Genomic DNA, 21828 nt, shown 5'->3' on the forward strand with positions numbered 1-21828 from the left:
CATGTTCGTCTCGCCGCCAAGGGGCGGCTCCCCTGGAGGTTGTGGGCGTTCCTGGAAGACCAGCACCAGCGCCAAACCCTGCGTCAGTCGGGGACCGCCTGGCAGTTCCGCCACGCCCTGCTGCAACACCACCTCACCGCCACCCCGTATACCGAGCATCTGTACGCCTGCGCCCGCCAAGGCGACGCGGGCGCCCTCGCACTCGTCGCCGACCGGCTGGTCGAAGAGGGCAGGCTTGAGGAGGCCGTCGTCATGCTCGGCGCGTGGGCCGACCACGGCGCCTCGGGCACCGCCGCGTCAGCCGGCCTCAAACTGGCCCGCTTGCTGGCCGAGCACGGCCGCGTCGAGCAACTGCGCGCCCGCGCCGACGCGGGCGACGCGCACGCCTGGTCGATCCTGGCCTACCTGCTGGAACGGCAGGGCCGGATCGAGGAGGCCGTCACCGTGCTGCGTCCGCACGCGGCCCGGGGCGCGGCGCCGCAACTGGCTCGGCTCCTCGCCCGCCAGGACGGTGCCCAGGAGGCCATCGACCTCCTGCACGCCCACCCCGACCAGGACCCCCACTGGGCCGGCACACTGGCCGAGCTGCTGGCCCGGCAGGGCCGGACCGAGGAACTGCGCGACCGAGCCGACCGGGGCGACCGCGCCGCCGGGGACCGGCTGGCCCGGCTGCTGGCCGAACAGGGGCGCGTGGAGGAGCTGCGGACGCGCGCCACGGCGGGCGACCCCGACGCCGCCGTCCGGCTCGCCCGGCAGAGCCCTGCGGAGGAGGCCCTCACCCTGCTGCGTCCGCACGCCGACCGAGGCGAGCGCACCGCAAGTGACCGGCTGGCCCGGCTGCTGGCCGAACAGGGGCGCGTGGAGGAGCTGCGGACGCGTGCCACGGCGGGCGACCCGCACGCCGCACACCACCTCGCCCGGCTGCTCGCCCGGCAGGGACGGCCGGAGGACGCGGTCGCCCTGCTCCTGCCGCACGCCGTCCCGGCGGAGCGATCGGTCGAGACGCATGCCGTCCTGCCGTTGCTCAGCCGGCTTCTGACGATGGCAGGGCGGGAGGAGGAGGCCCTCACCATGCTCGTCGCCCACGCCCACCTGGGCGACCCCGTCGCCGTCCGGCTGCTGGCCGACCGTGAGCCCCGACCCGAGGAAGCCTGATCGGCAGGTGCGACTGCTCGCCGGGGCGTCGTTCTCCAGCGCCCGGTACAGCGTTGACCGTCCGACACCGAGCTCGCGGGCCCGACCGGCCGCACCTCCGGAAGTAGTCCCTGGCCTCGACGCTGATCTCGCGGGAACGCCTCACTCCGGGACGCAGTGCACGCGGGACAAGACGTTGAGCGGCCTGTCCGTGGGGTTCTTGGTCCTGACCTCGTAGCTGCGGGTTTGCCGTCGGCGTCGAACACCAGGGCCGCCGTGCGGCCGATGACCACCCCGGTCCGGCCCTTCAGTGCCTCGACGATCTCAGGCGCACCGCCAGACGGCCGCGGCCGGCAGGTTGTTCTGGCCGCGTGTCGTACCGCCGATGGTGTCGTCGTCCCCGATCGTCGTGACGGAGGCGGCGGCGTCGAGCTGGCCCACCAGCGTTCCGAACCGCCAGACCCGGTACGGCGTGGACGTCAGGGAGCTGACGATGAGCCCGTTCCTGTTGATGTGCGCGGCCAGTGCGCTCTCGGGCAGCACGTGCGGCTGCCCGTTCCTGTCCCAGTACGCCGGCCGGTCCGGGTCGGAGCCCAGCCGGATCGATCCGGCCACCAGCCCGTCGGCGATGACCCGGGCGTACCCGAACTGCATGTCCGGCGCCTCCGACAGGCGGGTGAGCCGGCCGTCGCGCCACACGTGCGGCCACGGATAGGTCGCGTCCGTCCCCATCAGCAAGGTGCCGTCGTGGTCCACGTCGATCACCTTCATGCCCTCGGGCAGGCCTGGCACCCGCTCGACGACGCCCGGCCGGTCGTAGGGCCAGCGCACCACCACGACGATGCTGCTCGTGCCCTGCCAGACCACGGCGTGGCCGTAGACGTCGCCGCCGTCGGTGATCCCTATGGCTCTGCTGTTCAGCTCCGCGCCGGGCAGCGGGGTCAGTCTCTCCCACTGGCCGCCGCGGATGCGGAAGGAGATCGCCGACGCTCCGTAGAGGCCGGTCACGGACGTTCCCGCGATGGTCCCGCTGCTGTTCTGGCCCACGACCCGGTCGGTGCCGTGTCCGGAGGATCCGTAGTCGATGACCCGGCCGTCCTTCCAGTACATGACCCGCCAGCCGGTGCCGGGGAAGTAGGCGACGCCGGAGTACCCGCCGTTGTGGTCGGTGGCGTTGACCTGGTGCTGCGTCGCGCCGGCGGGCGCCTGGAGCGCCTGCATCCGCCAGACGCATGCCGAGCCGGCCGCCGCCTGGGGCATCGCGGCGAACGAGGCGAGGACCAGCACCGCCGCCATCACGATTCTCCCTGTCATGACTCCAGTCGATCGTGATCGGCCGGAGCGGGCATCTCCCTGAATGCGACAGTCCTATGTCGCCGGATCACCGTCACCGAACGCCGGCTCGGAGCTGACCGATGCAGCCCCCTCAACACGAGCTTGAACGATCACGCAGCCATGCGAAACCACAGGTGGAAGCCCTGAAGATCGGCGCGTCCCCCTCCGAGGCCCCGCACCCGACGTCCGCCAGGCAAACCTTGTGGTCCCCAAGCATCCCTCACCATGACCCGAGGTGCTCGGTCAAGGTGCTGCGATGGGCGCCACCCAGCTGCTGAGGAGCCGGAGCGCTTGCGCGGTCGGGGAGCCCGGCTCGACGTTGTAGACGCACAAGGTCTGGTCGGGGTCGCCCGGCGGCTGGAGGGACTCGTAGTGGAAGTGCAGCTCGCCGACGAGAGGATGGTGGTAGTGCTTGGTGCCGTGGGTGCGGCGCAGCACGCGGTGGTCGTTCCACCAGGAGCCGAACTCCGGTGAGCGCAGGCGGAGCTCGCCGACGAGGTCGGCGAGCCGGCGATCCTGGGGATGGCGGCCGGCTTCCAGGCGGAGCATGGCGACGGTTTCCGCGGCGATGCGTTCCCAGTCGCCGGTGCGGGTTTTGGCTTCCGGGTCGAGCAGGTAGTAGCGGGCGAGGTTGCGCTGAGGCACGGCAAGGGCCTCGAAGTCGGTCAGCACCTCGCGGGCCAGGCGGTTGGCGGCCAGGACGTCCGTACGGCGGCCGAGGATGAAGGCGGGCACGTCGTGGAGGGTCTGGAGCATCAGGTGGAGGCCAGGCCTGACCCGCTGGGGGCTGACGGGGGCGTGGCGGGTGGGACGAGCCAGCAGGTCGGCGACGACGACCAGCCCGGCCTGCTTGGCGAGCTGGACAAAGTATCCGCCGACGGTGCCGGCTGCGCCGGTAACGGCGACCGTCGCGCCGGCCGGGAGCGCCAGCGTGTCGAGTGCGAGCCGGGCGGTGAGCCCGTTCATCGGGATGGTGGCGGCCTGAACGTCCGAGAACCCCACTTCGAGAGAGGCCCTGACTCAGAGGGAGAAGCAGGCCCACGACCCGATCCGGACAGAGCCGCGCATCTGCCTTGTCAGCTCGTAGGCGTGATCCCTTCTATGCAGCGCGTCGCTCGTCGGTCAACTCGTGAGCCAACCGGTCGGACGTCTCGGCTCGTACGACCTCGCGGGGCTTCGGGGGGCAAGGTCGGAGCGGGGGGTGACGAGGCCGCTTTCGTATGCGAAGACGATCGCCTGGGCGCGGTCTCGCAGATCGAGTTTGGCCAGGACGCGGCCCATGTGTGTCTTGACGGTCTGCTCGGCGACGACGAGGGCCGCCGCGATCTCGGCGTTGGACAGGCCACGGGCGACGTGGAGGAGCACCTCGGACTCGCGTTCGGTCAGCGACCGCACCCGGGGGGCGACGGTGGGCAGCGCGGGCCTGGACCGGGCGATCTCCTCGATGAGACGGCGGGTCACCGAGGGGGCGAGCAGCGCGTCGCCGGCCGCCACCACCCGCACCGCCGAGACCAGGTCGGCGGGCGGCGCCTCCTTCAGGAGGAACCCGCTGGCACCGGCCCGCAGCGCCTCGTAGACGTAGTCGTCGAGATCGAAGGTGGTGAGCATCACCACCCGCGGCCGGTACTCGCCGGCGGGCGGCGCGAGGAGCAGGCGGGCCGCCCGCAGGCCATCCATCACCGGCATGCGGACGTCCATGAGGACGATGCCGGGCCGCAGCCGCCTGGTCTCGATCACCGCCTGCTCACCGTCGGCCGCGTCGCCGACGACCTCGATGTCGGCCTCGGCGTCCAGCAGGGCGCCGAATCCCGCCCGGACCATCGCGTGGTCGTCGGCGATGAGCACCCGGATCGTCACGCGCCCTCCTCCTGGTGCCCGGCCCGGGTCAGGGGCAGCGTCAGCTCGACCCGGAAACCGCCCTGTGGCGCCGGCCCGGTCAGCAGGACGCCGCCCACCAGGGCGGCACGTTCGTGCATCCCGGCAAGCCCGTGGCCGGCGGCGCCGGCGGGCTCGGCGAGCGCGGGACCCGAACCGGCGGAGGGCTCGTTCTCCACCACGACCCGCAGCCCGGTGCCGTTGCCGATGATCGCGACGGCGGTGGCGGCACCCGGCGCGTGCCGGACGACGTTGCTGAGCGCCTCCTGCACGATCCGGTAGATCGGCAGCTCCGTACCGGGTGGCAGGTGCGGCGGCAGGCCCGTCACCGTCAGCTCGACGGGAATCCCGGCCCGCCTCGCGCTCTCCACCAGCACGCCCACCTGGCCGAGGCCCGGCAGCGGCGCGCGTTGCAGCGGCGCGTCGTCGCTGCGCAGCACGCCCAGCAGACGCCGCATCTCGGCCAGCGACTGCCGAGCCGCCGCCCCGATGGAGTCGAACTCGCGCTCGGCGTCGGCCGGCACCCCGCCGAGCCTGCGGGCCGCACTGGCGGCCTGGACGGCGATCACCGACATGTGGTGGGCCACCACGTCGTGCATCTCCCTGGCGATCCTGGTGCGTTCCTCCAGCAGCTCACGGCGGGCCCGCTCGGCGAGGCCGACCCGTTCCTGCTCGGCGGCGCACGTCTGGGCCAGCCGCCGCGAGTGCAGGGCGTCGCCGGTGATCAGCGGCACCGGCACGACGGCCGCCACGAGCTGCAGCACCACGACGGCGTCGACGGACGACCGCGGCACCAGGGACACGACCACCACGGCGCCGAGGAGGGACAGCGCCCACACGGCCCCCAGCATCCATCGCGGCCGGTGCTGGGCCAGCGCGAACAACACGATCAGATAGGCGACCACGGACATCGGGAGCCACGGCCACGGGTTGTGCGCCGGCGGCGGCGAGACCACCAGAGGAGTGACCAGCATCCCGACGGAGATCATCAACCACGCGGTCACCGGCCGCCGCCCGCAGATCACGATCGGAGCCGCGCACGCCCCGGCGAGCGCCACCGTCAGCTCGGCCGGAGCGTCGTAGACGGTCGCGAGCATCCCCACGTTCATGGCGAACATGAAGCAGGTGAGCGCCCACGGCGCGGCGGCTCGCGCCTTGCGAAAGCGCAGCGGCGGCAGGACCGCGGGCACGGCCGGGGTGAAGACGTGCGACATGCGCCCACCGTAGCCCGTGACCTCGGCGAAGGGATCCGACCCGAAGTTGAACTCGTGCCTCCCACCTGGGTATGACCCGTGAGCCGGATGGCTCGAAAGTATGACGGGCAGGGACGGCTCCCTGGTGTGACGCACCTGGCCGGGGCCGCCTCCTAGCGTCGGGTCCCGTGAACGACAACAGGAAGACCAGGACGGCACGGCGGCTGGCCGCGCTACTGGCCGCGGTGAGCATCGCCGTGGCGGGACAGGCCGGCGCCGACGCGGCCTCTACCGGACGAGAGCCGTTGGACGGCCTGTGGCGGGCCGACGGATACGGCACGATCTTCAGCATCGTCCAGGGACGGCTCACCACGTTCGACACGACCTCGATCAGCTGCCTGCCAGGATTGCTCTCGGCGAGACGTACGGCGGGCACACGCGGAGAGGCGTCCTTCGCGGCGCAGGAGGGCGGCCGGCGGATCGCCGTACGGACGAGCGGGCCGGGCCGCGCGCGGCTGCGTTACCTGGGCAGCGTCGGCGCCATCGAGTTGCGGCGGCTGCCCGCCCTGCCCGCGGCCTGCGCCACGCTCACGCCAGGTGATCCGCTGAAGGTGTTCGACGTCTTCTGGACGACCTTCGCCGAGAACTACCCCTTCTTCGCACTCAAGGGCGTCGACTGGCGAGCCGTCCGGGACCGCCACCGATCCCGCATCGGCCCGGACACCGGGGAGGCGGAGCTGTTCGGCGTGCTGCGCGACATCCTCAAGGAGCTCGGCGACGCCCACACCGCGCTCCTCGCGGGCGACAGGCAGTTCGCCAGGCCGCTGCGGCCCGGCACCAGGCAGCTCGACGGACTACCGGCGTTCGTGGCCTTCGACAAGCGGGTCCGGGAGTTCGTCGAGCGGACAGCCACCCGCAAGCCCCTCCGGCAGTGGGGACAGGGCGTGATCGGGTACGCCGACCTCCCGGGCGGGTTCGGGTATCTGCGGTTGGGCGCGTTCGACGGCTACGCCGACGGCGGCTTCGAGGCCAACGCGGCCGAACTGGACCGCGCGCTCGACGAGATCTTCAGCGAGTCCCGCACCTCGGGCCCCGGCCGATTGCGCGGCCTCATCCTCGACGTCCGGGTCAATCTGGGCGGCTACGACGGGCTCGGCCTGCGGCTCGCCTCCCGGCTCACCGGCAGGCCGTACCTGGCGTACGTCAAGCAGGCCCGCAACACGCCGGAGGAGCCGCCCGGGTTCACCCGTCCCCAGCCGGTGCGGGTACGCCCGGCGTCCGGACCGGTCTACACGGGCCCCATCACGATGCTCACCAGCGGCCTGACCATCAGCGCGGGCGAAACCTTCACCCAGGCCATGATCGGCCGCATGCCCCGGCCCGAACGGATCGGAGAAAGCACCCAAGGGGCCTTCTCCGACTTCCTGTGGCGGAAGTTGCCCAACGGGTGGAGCTTCGCACTGCCCAACGAGCGTTTCCTGACCCGCGACGGCGTCTCCTTCGACGCGACCGGCATCCCGCCGCACCTGCCGGTTCCCGGCGTCCTCAGCGACGAGGAGCTCGACGGCGACCGTGACGCCGCCTTCGCCCGCGCTCTGGCCTTCCTGGCGAGCGGGCGATGACGTAGCGGCGCACGGCGCTCCCCGCCCGGCCGGGCCCAAGACCTTGATCGGGTCGCCCCTGACCAGGCGGGGACATCGCTGTCTTGTCGGAACGGATTCCGGATCCTACGGCCGCGCTTCGTGGCCGGCCTGAGCGCGATCCGGCTGACGGGTCCCGCGACCGGCGGCTGGAGGGGGGCGCGGCCGTAGGCGCTCGCCCTGCGGCCCGAACATGATCAGATACTCGACCGGACCTGGGTTGGTGTTCGCCACCCCGTGCGGGGTGCGGGTGTCGAACTCGGCGACGTCGCCGGGGGTCAGGATGAGGTCCTGGTCGCCGAGCGCGAGCCACAGCCGCCCATACAGGACACACAGCCACTCGTAGCCGTTGTGGGAGACCTGACGGGGCCGCGTGGGCGGGTTCTCAAGGGCGGGCAGGACGTGCTTGTGGGCGTGCAGGCCGCCGACGTACCGGGTCAACGGCAGCACCGCCTTGTCATCCCCGAAGCTCAGCGGCGCTCTCGCCCGCGGCTCTGCCGCGGGCGCGGGGGCGGGCGCGGTGCCGGCCAGTTCGTCCAGGGAGACGCCGTACTCCTTCGACAGCTGCAGCAGCACCTCCAGGGTGGGCTTGCGCCGGCCGGTCTCGATCCGGGACAGGGTGCTGGTCGAGATGCCGGTCGCGCAGCTGACACCGGCGAGCGTCGCGCCGTGGTGCTCGCGCACGGCTCGCAACCGGGGGCCCATCGCGGCCAGTGTGCCGTTCACGTCGTCGACCGCCACTTCCCCCCTCCTTCTTGCCGTGCTGCTCCACAGCTCTGTCCTGCGAGTTTGCCAGAATGGCAAGGCTGGTCGCGCCGGGAGGGTGCCGAGCCGCATGATCGATGGGTAGCCGCGTCCGTTGCCCGCGAACCGAGGAGAAGCCCATGCAGCCCGAGCCGACCGCCGAGCTCCGCCACCGCACCGTCGAGGCCCCGGCCGGGCGCCTGCACCTGGTCGAGCAGGGCACCGGCCCGCTGGTTCTGCTCGTGCACGGCTTCCCCGAGTTCTGGTACTCCTGGCGTCACCAGCTCCCGGCCCTCGCCGCGGCCGGACACCGGGCGGTGGCGATCGACGTGCGCGGTTACGGCCGCTCCTCCCGTCCGGAGGCGATCGACGCCTACCGGATGCTCGACCTGGTGGAGGACAACGTCGCCGTGGTGCGCGCCCTCGGTGAGGAGAACGCGGTGATCGTCGGCCACGACTGGGGTGCCAACATCGCCGCCGCCTCCGCCCTGCTCCACCCCGAGGTCTTCCGCGCCCTCGGCCTGCTGAGCGTCCCCTACGCGCCGCCCGGCGGCCCCCGCCCCAGCGAGGTCTTCGGCCGGCTCGGCGGCCCCGAGCAGGAGTTCTACGTCTCCTACTTCCAGGAGCCCGGCCGTGCCGAGGCGGAGATCGAGCCCGACGTCCGGGGCTGGCTCGCGGGCCTCTACGCGGCTCTGTCCGCCGACACCATGCCTGCCCCGTACGAGCCCGACCCGCACTTCGTCGCACGCGGCGGCGGTCGGCTGCGTGACCGCTTCCCCACGGGGGTCCTCCCGGCCTGGCTGAGCGAGGACGACCTCGACGTCTACGCCGGGGAGTTCGAGCGCACAGGGATCACCGGCGCACTCAACCGCTACCGCAACATGGACCGGGACTGGGAAGAACTCGCCCCGCACCGCGGCGCCCCGATCAAGCAGCCGTCCCTGTTCATCGGCGGCGCCCTGGACGCCTCCACCACCTGGATGTCCGACGCCATCGACGCCTACCCCGCCACCCTCCCCGGCCTGTCGGCCTCCCACCTCCTGGACGGCTGCGGCCACTGGATCCAGCAGGAGTGCCCCGACGAGGTCAACCGCCTGCTGACCGGCTGGCTCGCCACCCTCCGGGGCTGAACCAGGCGGGCTACCTGACAGCTTGGCGGTTCATCCGGGGTGGGGCGGTGACGTGGCGCATGGCGGTCCGCTCGGTCGCTGTCACGTGGCGACGCCACGCGGTGGCCGACGAACTGTGGCAGCTGCACGCCCGGCGCGACCAACCGCTCCTCGTCCTACGCTGACGAGGAGCGAGCGACGCCGCACGTGCGCCTGCCGATGATCACATCCGCCCAGGTCATGGCTCTCCGAGGGCTTCACGAGGCGTAGGCGAGCTTCGGTCACCCAAGAGACGGAAGCACGTACGGGGAATGATCCGCCGTACACCTTCCCCTGACCTGCCTCACCGTACGAACGCGTTCGCCGCACTCCGGGCACCCCCCACCCGGGCCGCCCGTTCTGTGGCAGTTGCGTGCTGGGCGGCAGTGCGGAGATGGTGAAGCGCGATGTCAGGTACGCCCGGCCGTCCGGCGCACGGACGGCACGGACGTGCCGAACCTAGTGAGTTACCAGTTGGCGTCGCTGATGGGCTCCAGCCGGAACTTCTCATTGTCCTGGGTGCCGGAGTCGTACTGGTTCACGCTGGCACCCCAATCGAGGCTGGCGTTCTCGATGGCCAGCACCTTGCCCGAATGCTTGACGACGATGCGGACGTAGCCGTCACCGGCGTCGCGCAGCTCGAACTTCTCGTTGTCCTGGTGGCCGGAGTCGTACTGGTTCAGGCTGGCGCCGTAATCGAGGCTGGCGTTCTCGATGGCCAGCACCTTGCCCGAATGCTTGACGACGATGCGGACGTAGCCGTCACCGGCGTCGCGCAGCTCGAACTTCTCGTTGTCCTGGTGGCCGGAGTCGTACTGGTTCAGGCTGGCGCCGTCCTTGAGGCTGGCGTTCTCGATGGCCAGCACCTTGCCCGAATGCTTGACGATCAGCCGGGCGCGGGAAGGGTAGGGAGCCATGGTTACCTCCTTGGTAGGGGAAATCGGGGGGTAGGGGCCTGACACACACCGGACGGCGTGCCCTGCCAGTGGTCACCACATTGAGCCGGTCGACGCTCAAGGGTCACCACATAAAAAGCGCCACATATTCTTCAGCCACGAATCGTTTCGGCGATAATCCAGCACGCCCCCGCGTAATCCTTCCCGTTGTACTGCACGAGCCGGAAACGCATGGAGGAGTACTTGTGGTGCTCACCACCCCTTCGGGAGTGACTATCAGCGCCTTGCCGGAATGTTTGGCGAAGAGATTGTAAGCGCCGGCAGGATCACCATCGCCAGCCCCTATCCAGTCGATGACCGGGGCAACGACGCCCCGTTCGCCTCTCTATGAAACTTGATTCTGGACGGGAAATCACCCTCCAGCCGTGGCCACATCCGGACAGGATTCAAGCCTCCGCCACTTAATCCCACCAGAGGAACCGGCGCAGGCGACTATCACTGTTCAGATCCGATGACAATGGAGAATTGATGTCAAACTATGCCGGGCCAAGGCACTGGTGCTCGTCGGGTTATCACCCATGGACAGGTGACCAAATGGCTATGTCCATGTGACGCCGGCGCCTGGCCGCTATTGGCCGGTAGACAGGTGACTGTTGACGTGAGCACGTGAAAGCGGCAGAGCCGGGGGAGGCAATGTCGTTGCGTTCTCGGTTCGGCGCACATGACGTCCACGCACGCTAGACCAGCAGCGACGCGCCGACCGCACCGACCACGAGGGTGAGGATCACGAACCAGGCGCTCAGGGGCAGGCGCACCACTCGCCACGCCCGCCGCCCACCCGGTCCCTCCGAAGAGCCCACATCGCCGACGTCGCCGACACCATCGACATCGTCCGCCGGCTCGGCGGCTGCTCGGAGGGTGGCCGCGATCGGCGCCCCCCGGTACCACTGCTGGGCCAGCGCCTCCCACAGGACCCACTCCTCGTCCTCCGAGCCGGACTCGTGACCCAGCTGTTTGAGCAGGTCACCCCGGTAGACGTCGAAGGTCACCTTGACCTGCTCGCCGTACAGCCGGGCCGGCCCGAGCGCGCACGCGTAGCCGATCAGCGCCACGGCCGCGCCTCCGGCGTAGCAGAGCAGGAACAGCCCGGCCGGCGCGCCGGTGACGAGCAGGAACAGGCCCGAGGCCGTGGAGAAGAGGCCGGCCAGGAAAGAGACCGTGAGGAAGAACTCCAGGTCGGCGCGGATGGCGGCGAGCGTGGCCCGATGGTCGGCGGGCAGCAGCGGGTACAGGCGCGGCCAGACGAGCGCGGCGTCGATCCCGTACCGCCCTTCGGGGTGGAGGACGGCGTTCTTGAGGATGTTGCCGAGCCGGGTCGGCATGACCTCCGCGAGGTCCGGCGGGTAGCCGGAGTAGAGGCGCTGGTAGTCGGGGAGCCGCTCAGGCCGCAGCCGGGCGTGGACGCGCGAGTGCCAGCGACGGCCCACCCCGGCCAGCAGACGCCAGGGACGGCGGCTCCAGTCCCCCTCGTACCAGCGCAGCAGCAGCGCGTTCAGGCCGGACAGCCAGGTCGCGACCAGCACCACGGCCGCCACGAAGGCGACCGAGTACAGCGCCTTGAGCAGCGTGTCCTGCCGGTTCCACGCGGCGAGCCCCGCCTTCGGCCCGGCCGTCGAGCCGACCGCGACCGCGCCGCACAGCCCGACGAGGACGAGCGCGGGCAGCAGGGCGTTGAGCAGGAACCGGCGTTCGAACAGCCCGGTCGTCTCCTTGAGCGCGGCGCCGAGCACTCAGACCCCGATCCGCAGCGTGTGCGCGGGCACGTCGCGATTGACGCACGTGGGCAGCCGCCGCCGGTTGAACGACGCCAGCTCGTTGACCCGCCCGCAGCCCGGCTCCGCGCACACCACGTGGGCCAGGCCCGTCCTCGGCCGTCCCAGCCCGCCGCCGGCGCCGCCGCCGTGCGGTGTCATGACGTTGGACGGCGGCGTGTACGACTCCGACGCGAAGTACGCCCCCACCGCCCCGACCGGCAGCACCGCGGTCACCTCCTCGCCGTCGTGCAGCACCAGGGCCCGCGCCCCCACGTCGAGCAGCGTCACCGCCGGGGACGCCCCGTACTCGTGGAACGTCACGTCCTCGTCGGCCACGATCGCCGGCGGCAAGGACGCCGTGCCGAGCGGCGCGTGGTCGTCGAGCCCCGCGAGGTCGGCCTCGGTCACCGTGGACACGACCCGCCCAGCGGCGTTCCTGACCACGCCGATCAGCCCGCCGGCCAGCGCCGCTCGCGCCTCGGCCACCGGCGTACCCGGCGACAGCACGGCGAAGGCGTCGTCGGCCTGCGCGAACAGCGTGTCGGTCATCGTCCCGGGCACCCGGCCGGGCCCCGCGCCGGACATCTCGTCGGACATCATCATCTCCAGTCGCCCACCAGGATGAAGGGGGCCCAATGGTAGGGATCCTCGTAGATCTTCCGCTCGTAGTCGGCGGGCTCCCCGGCGGCTGCCGCGGCCCACCTGGAACGGGTCTCGCCCATCTCCAGTCGCAGCGGCCAGGGCCCGTCCTGCGGGACGCGCGGCAGCAGCCGCTCGTAGGCCGCCTGTGCGCCGGCGTAGTCGCGAGCCCTGAACCGTACGTCCGCGACGCTCTCCTCCAGCAGCAGCCGTGCGTCGAGCCCGTCCTCGCCGGCGGCGGACGCGGCCCGCTCGCACAGGCCGACGACCTCGGCGGCCGTCATGTCCCGCAGCCGCCGTTGCGCGCGGCGCAGCGCCTCGGCCTTGTCGGTCCCGGACAGCAGCTCGCGGTAGAAGTGCTGCATGAGCAGGCTGGTCGACACCTCGTCCACGGCCCACAGGCTGACCAGCACCGAGGCCGCCCCCGCGTAGATCAGCGCGCGGGTGAGGCCGATCAGCTCGTCGCCGGGGTGGCGGGCGTTCGCGCCGCTCTCGCAGGCACTGATCGTCACAAGGTCGGCGGGCAGCGACATCGTCAGGATGCGCTCGGCCGACAGCTCGCCGTCGTCGGCGCCGTCAGGGGCCAGCAGGACGCCCGACCGCAGCGGGCGTTCCGGGTCGTAGCGGCCGTGGCAGGCCAGGTGGACGACGCGGAACCCGTCCGCGGCGTCCGCGGCGTCCTTCTCCAGCGCCGTCACGGCAGCCTGCGCGCCCATGCGCAGCGTCGCCTCGCCACCGAACAGGCGGGCGATGGCGGCGGCCTGCTCGCGCGCGTGCACGAGCGGCATGTCGGCGCGCGGATCGGCGTAGACCAGGACCCGGCGGCTGTCGGGACGGCGTTTGGCCTGGCAGTAGCGCATGACCGAGGCGCTCGGCGTGTAGCAGACGGGGTTGCGGTCGATCAGCCGGCCGTCGCCCAGGCGCAGCGCGTGCAGCGGCAGGTAGTGCAGCACGTTGTGGGGCACGAACCAGATCGTGTCGTCCGGTCGGCAGTGCCGGTCCAGCGGCGCGACCAGCGCGTCCAGCGCGGCGGGCGGGGAGGCGGCGGCTGGGCCGCGGGCCACCAGGTCGCCCACCTGGGCGCGGGTGAGGTCGATCTGCTCGACGTGCGGCTGCTCCTCGTCGTGGCGGACGACGAACAGCAGGGTGGTCTGGTCGGTGACCAGGTATTCGGCCAGGATCGTGGTCATGGGCGGCCGTCCGGGGCGAGTATCGGCCTGATGTCGTCGAAGGACACGGGATCTCCCCTTCTGAGCTGGGCGTACTCGGCGCCGTGCCGACCGGTCGCGGCGATCTCGTCCCACAGGGCGGTCAGCCTCCTCCGGGCGGCGAGGACGGCTGCGAGCGCGGCCTGCGGGTCGACGGTTCCGGCCGGCAGCGCGCGGCTGCGGGCCAGTTCGGCGTCGGCCTCCCGCTCGGCGGCGACCAGGCCGCGCAGCTCCGGCCCGGCCGCGAGCGGCAGGTTCCGTCCGAGCAGTTCCAGCAGGACGCGCGACCGGGAGCGCTCGATGAACTCGAAGGCGCGCGCCAGGGGAAGCGGGCCCGCTCCGGCCCGCTCGCCCGTGCGGACGAGGAACCAGGCGAGGACGGCCGACAGGTGCTCGGTCGAGCCGCCGGCCTCGATCCGCAGGTCCTCGCCCGCGACCTGGTCACGGATGCGTTCCTGGAGGTCGAGCGAGGCGGTCAGGTTGCGGTAGGCGCGGGGCGGGTCGGCCCGGTAGAGCGCGAGGCCGAGGACATACCGGATCCAGCGGGCGTCCAGCGGGCGGTCGGTCTTCTCGAACAGCGCGGCGGCGCGTTCGAGCTCGTCGCTCGCCTGCTCGTGCACTCCCGCCGTCCACAGGAGCACGGCGCGGTCGGTGATCCGCTTGGCCTCGCTGTCGGGCCACTGCTCGTTGCCCATGATCAGCGGGAGCGGGAGCGGATGGAGGGGCTCCAGCCCTCTGGGCGCGGAGCGCTCGGCGAGCGTGCGCGGCAGTTCCTCGAACAGGCGGTGACGGGCCCGCAGCCGCGGCGGGTGGACCGGGTTCAGGCCGGCGCTCAGGCGTAGCCGGTTGAGCGCGCGGTCGTCCCCTCGCCGCGGCCGGCACGTGTCGGCCTCGGCCTGCCAGGCGCCCGCCCGCGCGGTGTCGCCGGTGAGCGTCGCGCACGCGGCGGCGGCGAGCAGCACGTCACGACGGAGGCGCGGGAGCAGGTCGCGCATGGTGGTCAGCGGGACCAGGTCGCGCAGCGCCTCGGCGGGCGGCAGCCCCCGTACGGCGATGACCCCGGGGACGGCCGACAGTGTGTTGCCGGAGACCGCGAACGCGGCGAGATCGGTCAATCCGTGCGCCCGCCAAAGCGCCGCCGCCTCCCGGACGGCGGCCGTGGCACGCTCCCAGGCCCCGGTGACCGAGTGGACGCCTGCCATGGCCGCGGCGCAGTGCGCGCGGGCCAGCCCGAACGCCCTGGCCACCTCCGGCGACGGCTCGCCGTGGCGTTCCTCGGCCGCGCGCAGCAGGTCGGTCGCCTGGTCGAGCCAGTCGAGGGCGGCCTGCCCGGTACGGGTCGCCGTCGCGTACGGGTGCACCTCGGCCAGCGCCCGGCTCTTGACGTCGTCGGCGAGCCGGACGGCCTGCTCGGCGATCGTGTGGACCAGCCCGAGGTCCGGCCGCGCGCGCGTCTGGTCCACCAGCCAGTGCAGGCGTGCCAGGGGGACGGGGACCAGCGTGCCGTCGAGGAAGCGGTGGGCGTCGAGATCGCGCAGGTGCCACAGGGGCAGCCTCGCGGTCCTCGCCATCTTCCAGTGGTGCCCGGCCGAGACCGCCACGAGCCAGCCCGCCAGCGTGAGCAGCGCGGGATCGGGCCGGAGGAAGCCGCCGAGCGCGAAGAGCAGGAAGCCCTTGTCGGTCACCAGCCGGGTGTAGCCGGGAGGGGTGTACCTGCCGCGGGTCACCAGCGGGAGCGCCTCCAGCAGGCCGAGTAGCGCGGCGGGCACGTACGGGTGGCTCGCGAGCCAGGGAAGCGCCTGCCAGGCCGCGGCGAGCAGATCGGCCGTGAACGCGACCACCAGCAGTCCCGTCATGGCGACCGTCGCCTCCACCTGCAAGGTGCGGGCCCGCTGGTGGCGGGTGAGCACCCGGGTGACGCGGAGATACCACAGGAACAGCGCCGTGACCGCGAACCCTGTCGCGAGCAGCTGCGCCGGGTTCACCGAGGAGCCGCGCAGCGCGCCGAGCACCGCTTGCCCCGCGGGCGTCAGCGCGACCAGCAGGTATCCGGCGCGGGCCAGGCCGAGCGGTACCGGCCGCCGGGGTGGGGTCGCGGGGGCGGGCGCGGTCACAGGGCCTCCAGCATGCGGCGGATCTCGTCGTACGAGCGCGGCGCGCCCCGGCGTAACTGGGCGTACTCGGCGCCCCGCTCGCCGGTCGCCGCCAGGCTGTCCAGCACCTCACGCAACTCGCCGCGCGCCGTCCTGAGCCGGATGACGGCCTCCTCGCCGGGCGCGCCCGTCCCGACCGCGGCCCGGCAGTCGGCCAGCCTGCGCCGGGCCGCCTCCTCGGCGGTGACCAGCTCGGTGTGCTCGGGGCCGACGTGGGCCGGCAGGTTCTCCCCGAGCAGCTCCAGCATGGACCTGGAACGTCCCCGCTCGACCAGCTCGAAGGCCGCGGTCGCCCGGCCTGGCGGCCACCCGTCGGCTCCGGCGTCGGCTCCGGGGCCGTCGCCGACCAGCAGGCGCACGATGGCGGCGTACAGGCCCTCGGCCGAGCCTCCCGCCGCCATGCGCAGCCGCGCGTCCAGGACCTGGTCGCGCAGCAGTTCCCGCAGGTCGAGCGCGTCGGTCAGGCTGCGGTAGGCGCGGGCCGGCGCGGGGGCGTACTGGGCCCTGCCGAGTTGCAGCATCACCCAGTACGCGAAGGTCGTCTGCCCGGTGCTCCGCAGCAGGCCGGCGGCCTCGCGCAGGGCGGTCTCGGCGGCGTCGGGGCGCCCGGCGCGCCACAGGCGCATGCCCGCGACGATCAGCTCCTTGGCCCGGCTCTCCGGCCAGAAGCGGGTGCCGAGGAAGAGCACCTGGGTCGGGCCGTAGGCGTCGTGGACGATCACCGTGCTGGTGGCGAGCACCATTGCGAGGTCCCACTGCCGCTGCGCGTGCATCGCCGTGGGACGCCTGCCCGCCGCCGTGCTCTGCCGGATGTGGGTACGCATGTCGGCACGGCGTACCCGGATGCGGCGGCCGGCGGCGGCCAGCTCGGCGGCCCGGTCCGGCCGGTCCAGTTCGGCGTGGCAGGCCGACGAGGCGAGCATGGCGTGGCGGCGGCTCAGTTGCGTGAGCTCCGGGGCGTCGATCAGGCGTTCGAGCTCGGTGATCGCGTCCTCGGGGCCCATGACCTGCATCGACTGTCCGTCGCTCCGGCCGCCGGTCAGGGTGATGAGGTGATGGGCGCGCAGGTCGTGCAGCCCGTGGCGGGTCCACAGCTCGAATGTCCTGCGCCAGGACGCGAGGGCCTCCTCCCGCCGTCCCAGGACGAATCGGATCTCCGCCCTGGCCTGCGCCGCGTGCGCCTCGGCCAGGTCGAGCGCCCGTCCGGCAGCGGGCCGCGCGCCGTCCGGGCCGAGTGCCCGCCGCGCCTCCTCCAGCAACCCGGCGGCCGTGTCGATCCACTCCAGCGCGGTCTCGCCCGGCCGGGACGCGGTGGCGTCGAGGCCCATCAGCCGCAGGACGATGTTCTCGGTGCGGACGACCGACTGCTGCGCCTGGTCCAGCAGGGTGTGCACGAACGACAGGTCGGGCCCGCCGCGGCGCAGCACCGAGTCCGACAGCCACGCGCCCACGATCCGCTCGCGGTGCTCCCGGGGGGCGTCGATGAGCACGTGAGCGTCGTTGACCCGGGCCGCCCAGTGCGGCGCTGCCGACTCGCGGGCCATCATCCACGACAGCGGCAGTTGCAGCAGGGCCAGCCAGCCGGCCAGCCGGAGCAGCCCGGCGTCGGGATGGAGCAGCCCCGCTGTCCAGAACAGGAAGTAGCCCTTGTCGGCCAGCAGCCGTACCGGCCCGGCCAGCAGGGTCACCACGAGCCCGAGCTGCTTGGCGTACGCGAGGGGCGAGACGACCTGGAGCAGGACGACGATCGCGAGCGCCTGCCAGAACTCCCCGCCCGCCAGCCCCGGATGGTCCCGCCACGCCTCGACCAGCCACCCGCCCGCCATCGCCGCGGCGGCGATGCCCAGACCGGTGATGACCAGCTCCCACAACAGCCGGCTCAGGGCGAGATAGCGGTTGAGCACCCGGTATGCCCGGTACTGCAGCAGGTAGGAGCAGGAGATGACGGCGGCGACCCCGCACAGCAGCACCGGCTGCCCCGCACCTGACATCGCCGCGACGGCCGCCGGCAACGGCGCCAGCGAGGTGACCAGGTAACCCAGCCGGACCAGCCGCACCCGCGGCTCAACGGGGATCACCGGTGGACCTCCGCCCCAGGCGAGCCGCCCGGGAGCGCGGATCGCTCCTGTGTGCGGGCCATCAGCGTGGCCAGCCCCATGCACTGCCGCAGGTCGGGTTCCGGCAGGCCGTCGTCGCCGCGCAGGGCCGCGCGCACGGCACGCGCGTCCACGGGACGATCTCCGGCCACGACCCGACCCCCCTCGACGGCTGCGGCGGCGAGGTCCGCCAGCCTCCGTACGGCGAGCGGCGGGGCGTCCGGCAGCCGGACCCGCGCGTGCTCCCGGCGCGCGTCGGCGGGCCTGCCGAGCGAGACGGCGAGCAGCCGGACCGCCATCAGCCGGGCGACGAGCTCGTGAACCGCCGCGCCGATGCGCCGGTAGCGCAGCGCCGCCTCACGCCACTGTCCGAGCGCCTCGCCCGGCTCCCCCGCCAGCTCCAGGACGGCCGCCCTCGCCGAGCACAGCTCGGCCCGCGCTATCGCGAGCCCCCGTCGCAGCGCCGGCAGGTGCTGGAGCGGGTAACGCGGCACGACCTCGATCTCGACCAGATCGAGCGCCTGCGCGGCGAAGTCGGTCCACCGGGTCGCGGCCATCCCGGTCAGTGGCCGCCTCAGCTCAGGGGCGGCGCCCATCGCGGGCGCCTGCCCGGGCACCGTCCACCCCTGTACGGACAGCACCGCCAGCCCGCCCAACGTGCGCGGCAGCGAGAAATCCGGACGGCCCGAACGGCTCAGGAACGCGTCGTGCAGCCATCCGCCGAGCAGCGTCTCCCGGTCGTTGTCGAACCACAGGAAAGACGCGGCGTGCCGGACCTGCTGGGGGTCCAGGAACACACGGTTCCAGCCCCCGCGCAGGACGACGAACTCGGCGGCGGCCAGCACGGCGGCAGCCGGGGCGAGTCCGGGCGACGGGTGCAGCAGGGCCAGGCAGACGGCCCCGAGGCCCTCGCGAAGCGGCGCCCGCGCCAAGCTCACCACGACGGCCCATCGCGGCAGCCGGCGCATCGGGTCGCGGCCCTTCACGGACTCCAGCACCACCATCAGCCCGACCGCGACCACGGCCAGCAGCGCGCCGCCGACGAACCCGGTCAGGAACGGGATGGCCGCCCAGCGTCCGGCGAGCCAGGCGCCGGCCGGGCTGGCCGCGATGGCGACGAAGGACACCGTCCCGAGCGCGTCGCCGCCCCGGGCGGCCAGGCGCAGCCGCCGGTTCGGCAGGGTCCGCATGCGCCGCGCGCCGACGGCGAGCTGGGCTCCTGTCAGCAGCGCGCCGGACCAGCGGGCGGCCACGTCGGCGAACCCCAGACCGGGGGCGGGCAGCAGCGCCGCACCGGCCGTCGGCGCGAGCGCCACCACCGCCTGGATCCCGTGCCAGAACCACTCGGCGGGCGTGCTTCCCCTGATGACGGCCCCCTGCCTGTCGAGCAGGAGGAGCAGCGAGGTGTACCCCCGCCAGTACTGCGGCCCGATGTGCACCAGCCGGAGCAGGTAGCCCGCGAGGACCGGCAGCGCCACGACCGTCGTCACGTGCGAGCCGGGCAGCCACAACGCCTGGCACAGCGCCACCCCGAGCGCGATCTGCGGCATCCCCGCGGCGCCCAGCGCCAACCCGGCGCAGACCACCGCCAGGGTGCCCGCGGCGCCCGTGCCCGACAGGAGGTCGACCGGTTCGTGGATCAGGAAGGTGAGCGGGGTCCAGAGCAGGACGGCCGCCGCCACGCGATGCAGCCGCAGGGCGGCCAGGGGCGGCAGCGCGATCTCCAGCAAGACGTTCTGCGGCGAGGCGCGCCTGGCGTGCTCGCGCGTCCGGATCACAGAGAGCACGAGGGCGACGCCGACGATCACGGCAGACAACCAGGGAACGGGCACGGCGGACTCCTAGGTCTCACCCATTCTCAGGAACGATCCAGCGTAACTACGCCGGACCGGCCGCGGCAATCGAACCAGGCGCTCGGCGTGACAGGGCCGGTGGCGAGGGTGACGATCTCGGTGCGGGGGTCGTGCTCGCCCGTCACACCCCACGGCACAGGGCGAACGGCGGGGTCTATGCGACGCCGGTCTGGGCGCGGACCATCCGCGCGTACCATCCGTGCCGGTCGCCGAGCAGGTCGAGGCGATCTCCGTGTTCCGCCACCCGGCCCTCGTCCAGGGCCACGACGGTGTCGAAGGAGTCGAGGACGCCGAACCTGTGGGTGATCATCACCGTCGTCCGTCCCGCCCGCTCGGCCAGGATCGCCTCGACGACCTCCAGTTCGGTCATCGGGTCGAGCGCGGAGGTGGCCTCGTCGAGGACCAGCACCGACGCGCCGGCCAGGAGCGCGCGGGCCAGGGCGATGCGCTGTCGTTCGCCGCCGGACAGCAGCGCCCCCCGCTCTCCCACCAGCGAGTCGTAGCCGTCCGGGAGTGCCGTGATCCGCTCGTGGACGCGGGTGAGCCGGCAGGCGCGCATGAGATCGTCCGCGGTGGCGTCGGGGGCGGCGTATCGGAGGTTGTCGGCGATCGACCCCTGGAAGAGGAAGGGCTCCTGTGTGGCGATGCAGACCCGTCCGGGCGACGGACGGGTGATCTTCACCCCGTCGATCCGGACCGAGCCCTCGGTGGGCGTGTGCAGGCCGGCCAGCAGGTGGCCGAGTGTCGTCTTGCCCGAGCCGCTCGGGCCGACGACCAGCGTGGTGGATCCGGCCGGGAGGGCGAGACTCACATTGTCCAACGCCGGACGGCCCCGCTCCCCTGCGGCGTACCGGAACGTGGCCCCGTGGACGGCGAGCGCGCCGGGCCCGGGGGCGGGGGCCGGCCGTGCATCAGGTCCGGGCTCCAGCTCGGGCTCCATGTCGAGGTAGTCGAAGACCCGCTCGAAGGCCCCCTGGGCGGAGCGGAACTCGGTGGAGATGTGCAGGAGTTGCCAAAGGGGCTGGTAGAGCCTGGCCTGCAGCACGGTGAAGGCGACCAGTGTGCCTGGGGTGATCCCGTCGGACAGGCCCGCCGCCACGAACACCAGATAGGGGGTCAGCACGAAGAAGACGTGTCCCGCGCTCAGCACCCCTTGGGCCACCAGTCCGGAGCGTACCCCGAGCCGGATCAGCCGCCGGCTTTCCGTGGCGAATCGGCCGGCCTCGTCCGCGCTTCTGCCGTGGACCCTGGCCAGGATGACGGCGCCCAGGCTCAGCCGCTCCGCCACGATGGCCGACAGTTGCGCGCGAGAGCGCTGGCTGACCTCCGACAGGTTCTTGAGCGCTCGCCCGGAGCGGGAGGCCACCCAGACGACGACGGGCGCGAGAATCAGGGCGGCGCCCGCGAGTTGGGGGGAAAGTGCCACCATCGCGGCGGCGGCGGCCACGAATCCGATGACGCCGGACAGCGTGCCGGGCAGGGTGTCCTTGACGGCGTTCTCGATCTGAGCGGTGTCGTTGGCCAGCCGCGACTGGATCTCGCCGCCTGGTGTCGCGGCGAAGAAGGCCGGCGCCATGCGCTGGAGACGGCCGAACAGCTCCACGCGCAGCGCGTGCACCACTTGCTGCGCGACGCGGGCCGACACCCACGACTGGCCGAGGTCCACCACACCCACCGCGCAGGCGGTGGCCGCCGCCAGGCCGGCGATCAGGGCGAGCAGCGGCAGGTCGGGACCGCCCGCGCCGAACAGCGCCCGGTCGAAGACCAGCTGGGTCAGCAACGGGACGGCGGCGTTCAGTGCGGAGTAGGCCACGACGAGCAGGACGACGAAGCAGATGGCGAGCCGGTGCGGCATGAACAGCCGCACGACCCTGCGCCAGGTCCCGGGGGCGGGAGGCTTCTCCGGAGCGAGGAGGGGACGATCGTGCACGGGCCGGGCCTGTCCTTGTCCGTTGATCGAACGTCTGCCGATCGAACGTCTGGATCGAACGTCTGGCGATCGAACGTCTGGTGATCGAACGTCTGGTGATCGAACAGAGCCCCGCCCGCCCGGGTCCGGGCGGGCGGGTTCCACCTGTCAGTTGTCGGTGCAGCCGAAGT

Annotated in this window: 15 protein-coding genes and 1 pseudogene; 3 read left to right on the top strand and 13 right to left on the bottom strand. The window is 72.7% G+C overall.

What is annotated here, in order from left to right; translation table 11 throughout:
* Positions 1-1155: pseudogene (locus AB0J97_RS48505) on the top strand (hypothetical protein); the annotation flags it as partial.
* A 303-nt stretch (positions 1156-1458) separates the two neighbouring features.
* Here the strand turns inward: AB0J97_RS48505 and AB0J97_RS48510 are convergent.
* The 4 genes from AB0J97_RS48510 to AB0J97_RS48525 form a co-directional block, all read right to left on the bottom strand.
* Positions 1459-2448 (bottom strand): hypothetical protein, encoded by a 990-nt coding sequence (locus tag AB0J97_RS48510; RefSeq protein WP_364103286.1) that lies wholly within the window; start codon positions 2446-2448, stop codon positions 1459-1461.
* 264 nt (positions 2449-2712) lie between these two features.
* Complete coding sequence (locus AB0J97_RS48515) at positions 2713-3471, bottom strand: hypothetical protein (RefSeq protein ID WP_364103289.1); 759 nt, start codon at positions 3469-3471, stop codon at positions 2713-2715.
* A gap of 120 nt (positions 3472-3591) precedes the next feature.
* Positions 3592-4326: a response regulator transcription factor gene (locus AB0J97_RS48520; protein ID WP_364103291.1), complete on the bottom strand. Its 735-nt coding sequence runs from the start codon at positions 4324-4326 to the stop codon at positions 3592-3594.
* Positions 4323-5558, bottom strand: coding sequence for a histidine kinase (locus AB0J97_RS48525; protein WP_364103293.1), 1236 nt, complete (start codon positions 5556-5558; stop codon positions 4323-4325). The genes AB0J97_RS48520 and AB0J97_RS48525 overlap by 4 nt, the downstream gene beginning before the upstream one ends.
* A 167-nt stretch (positions 5559-5725) precedes the next feature.
* Between AB0J97_RS48525 and AB0J97_RS48530 the strand changes: the two genes are divergently transcribed.
* Positions 5726-7159 carry a S41 family peptidase gene (locus tag AB0J97_RS48530; protein WP_364103296.1) on the top strand — a complete coding sequence of 478 codons (1434 nt, stop codon included), beginning with the start codon at positions 5726-5728 and terminating at the stop codon, positions 7157-7159.
* Positions 7160-7264: 105 nt separating this feature from the next.
* Here AB0J97_RS48530 and AB0J97_RS48535 read toward each other — a convergent pair whose 3' ends face one another.
* Entirely contained in the window at positions 7265-7918 is a 654-nt protein-coding gene (locus AB0J97_RS48535) for a helix-turn-helix domain-containing protein (protein WP_364103299.1), read from the bottom strand.
* A gap of 143 nt (positions 7919-8061) precedes the next feature.
* Here AB0J97_RS48535 and AB0J97_RS48540 point away from each other — a divergent pair, with 143 nt between their 5' ends.
* Entirely contained in the window at positions 8062-9051 is a 990-nt protein-coding gene (locus AB0J97_RS48540; protein ID WP_364103302.1) for an alpha/beta hydrolase, read from the top strand.
* Positions 9052-9536: 485 nt separating this feature from the next.
* On the opposite strand, the gene AB0J97_RS48545 is transcribed toward AB0J97_RS48540, so the two are convergent.
* The 8 genes from AB0J97_RS48545 to AB0J97_RS48580 all read right to left on the bottom strand — a co-directional run bounded on the left by AB0J97_RS48545 (position 9537) and on the right by AB0J97_RS48580 (position 21658).
* Positions 9537-9986 carry an RICIN domain-containing protein gene (locus AB0J97_RS48545; RefSeq protein WP_364103305.1) on the bottom strand — a complete coding sequence of 150 codons (450 nt, stop codon included), beginning with the start codon at positions 9984-9986 and terminating at the stop codon, positions 9537-9539.
* 716 nt (positions 9987-10702) lie between these two features.
* Entirely contained in the window at positions 10703-11755 is a 1053-nt protein-coding gene (locus AB0J97_RS48550) for a hypothetical protein (protein ID WP_364103308.1), read from the bottom strand.
* Complete coding sequence (locus tag AB0J97_RS48555) at positions 11756-12382, bottom strand: hypothetical protein (RefSeq protein ID WP_364103311.1); 627 nt, start codon at positions 12380-12382, stop codon at positions 11756-11758.
* On the bottom strand, positions 12379-13608 hold the full coding sequence (locus tag AB0J97_RS48560) for a CHAT domain-containing protein (RefSeq protein ID WP_364103314.1): 1230 nt from the start codon (positions 13606-13608) through the stop codon (positions 12379-12381). The genes AB0J97_RS48555 and AB0J97_RS48560 overlap by 4 nt, the downstream gene beginning before the upstream one ends.
* Positions 13605-15740 carry a hypothetical protein gene (locus AB0J97_RS48565; RefSeq protein WP_364103317.1) on the bottom strand — a complete coding sequence of 712 codons (2136 nt, stop codon included), beginning with the start codon at positions 15738-15740 and terminating at the stop codon, positions 13605-13607. The genes AB0J97_RS48560 and AB0J97_RS48565 overlap by 4 nt, the downstream gene beginning before the upstream one ends.
* The gene (locus AB0J97_RS48570) at positions 15737-17857 is read right to left on the bottom strand and encodes a hypothetical protein (protein ID WP_364103320.1); all 2121 of its coding nucleotides are present in this window, start codon (positions 17855-17857) and stop codon (positions 15737-15739) included. The genes AB0J97_RS48565 and AB0J97_RS48570 overlap by 4 nt, the downstream gene beginning before the upstream one ends.
* Complete coding sequence (locus tag AB0J97_RS48575) at positions 17854-19707, bottom strand: hypothetical protein (RefSeq protein WP_364103322.1); 1854 nt, start codon at positions 19705-19707, stop codon at positions 17854-17856. The genes AB0J97_RS48570 and AB0J97_RS48575 overlap by 4 nt, the downstream gene beginning before the upstream one ends.
* 175 nt (positions 19708-19882) lie before the next feature.
* A complete protein-coding gene (locus AB0J97_RS48580; protein WP_364103325.1) occupies positions 19883-21658 on the bottom strand; it encodes an ABC transporter ATP-binding protein in 1776 nt (591 codons plus the stop codon).
* Positions 21659-21828: the final 170 nt, after the last annotated feature.

Source organism: Nonomuraea sp. NPDC049607, from assembly GCF_040675375.1.
Classification (GTDB): domain Bacteria; phylum Actinomycetota; class Actinomycetes; order Streptosporangiales; family Streptosporangiaceae; genus Nonomuraea.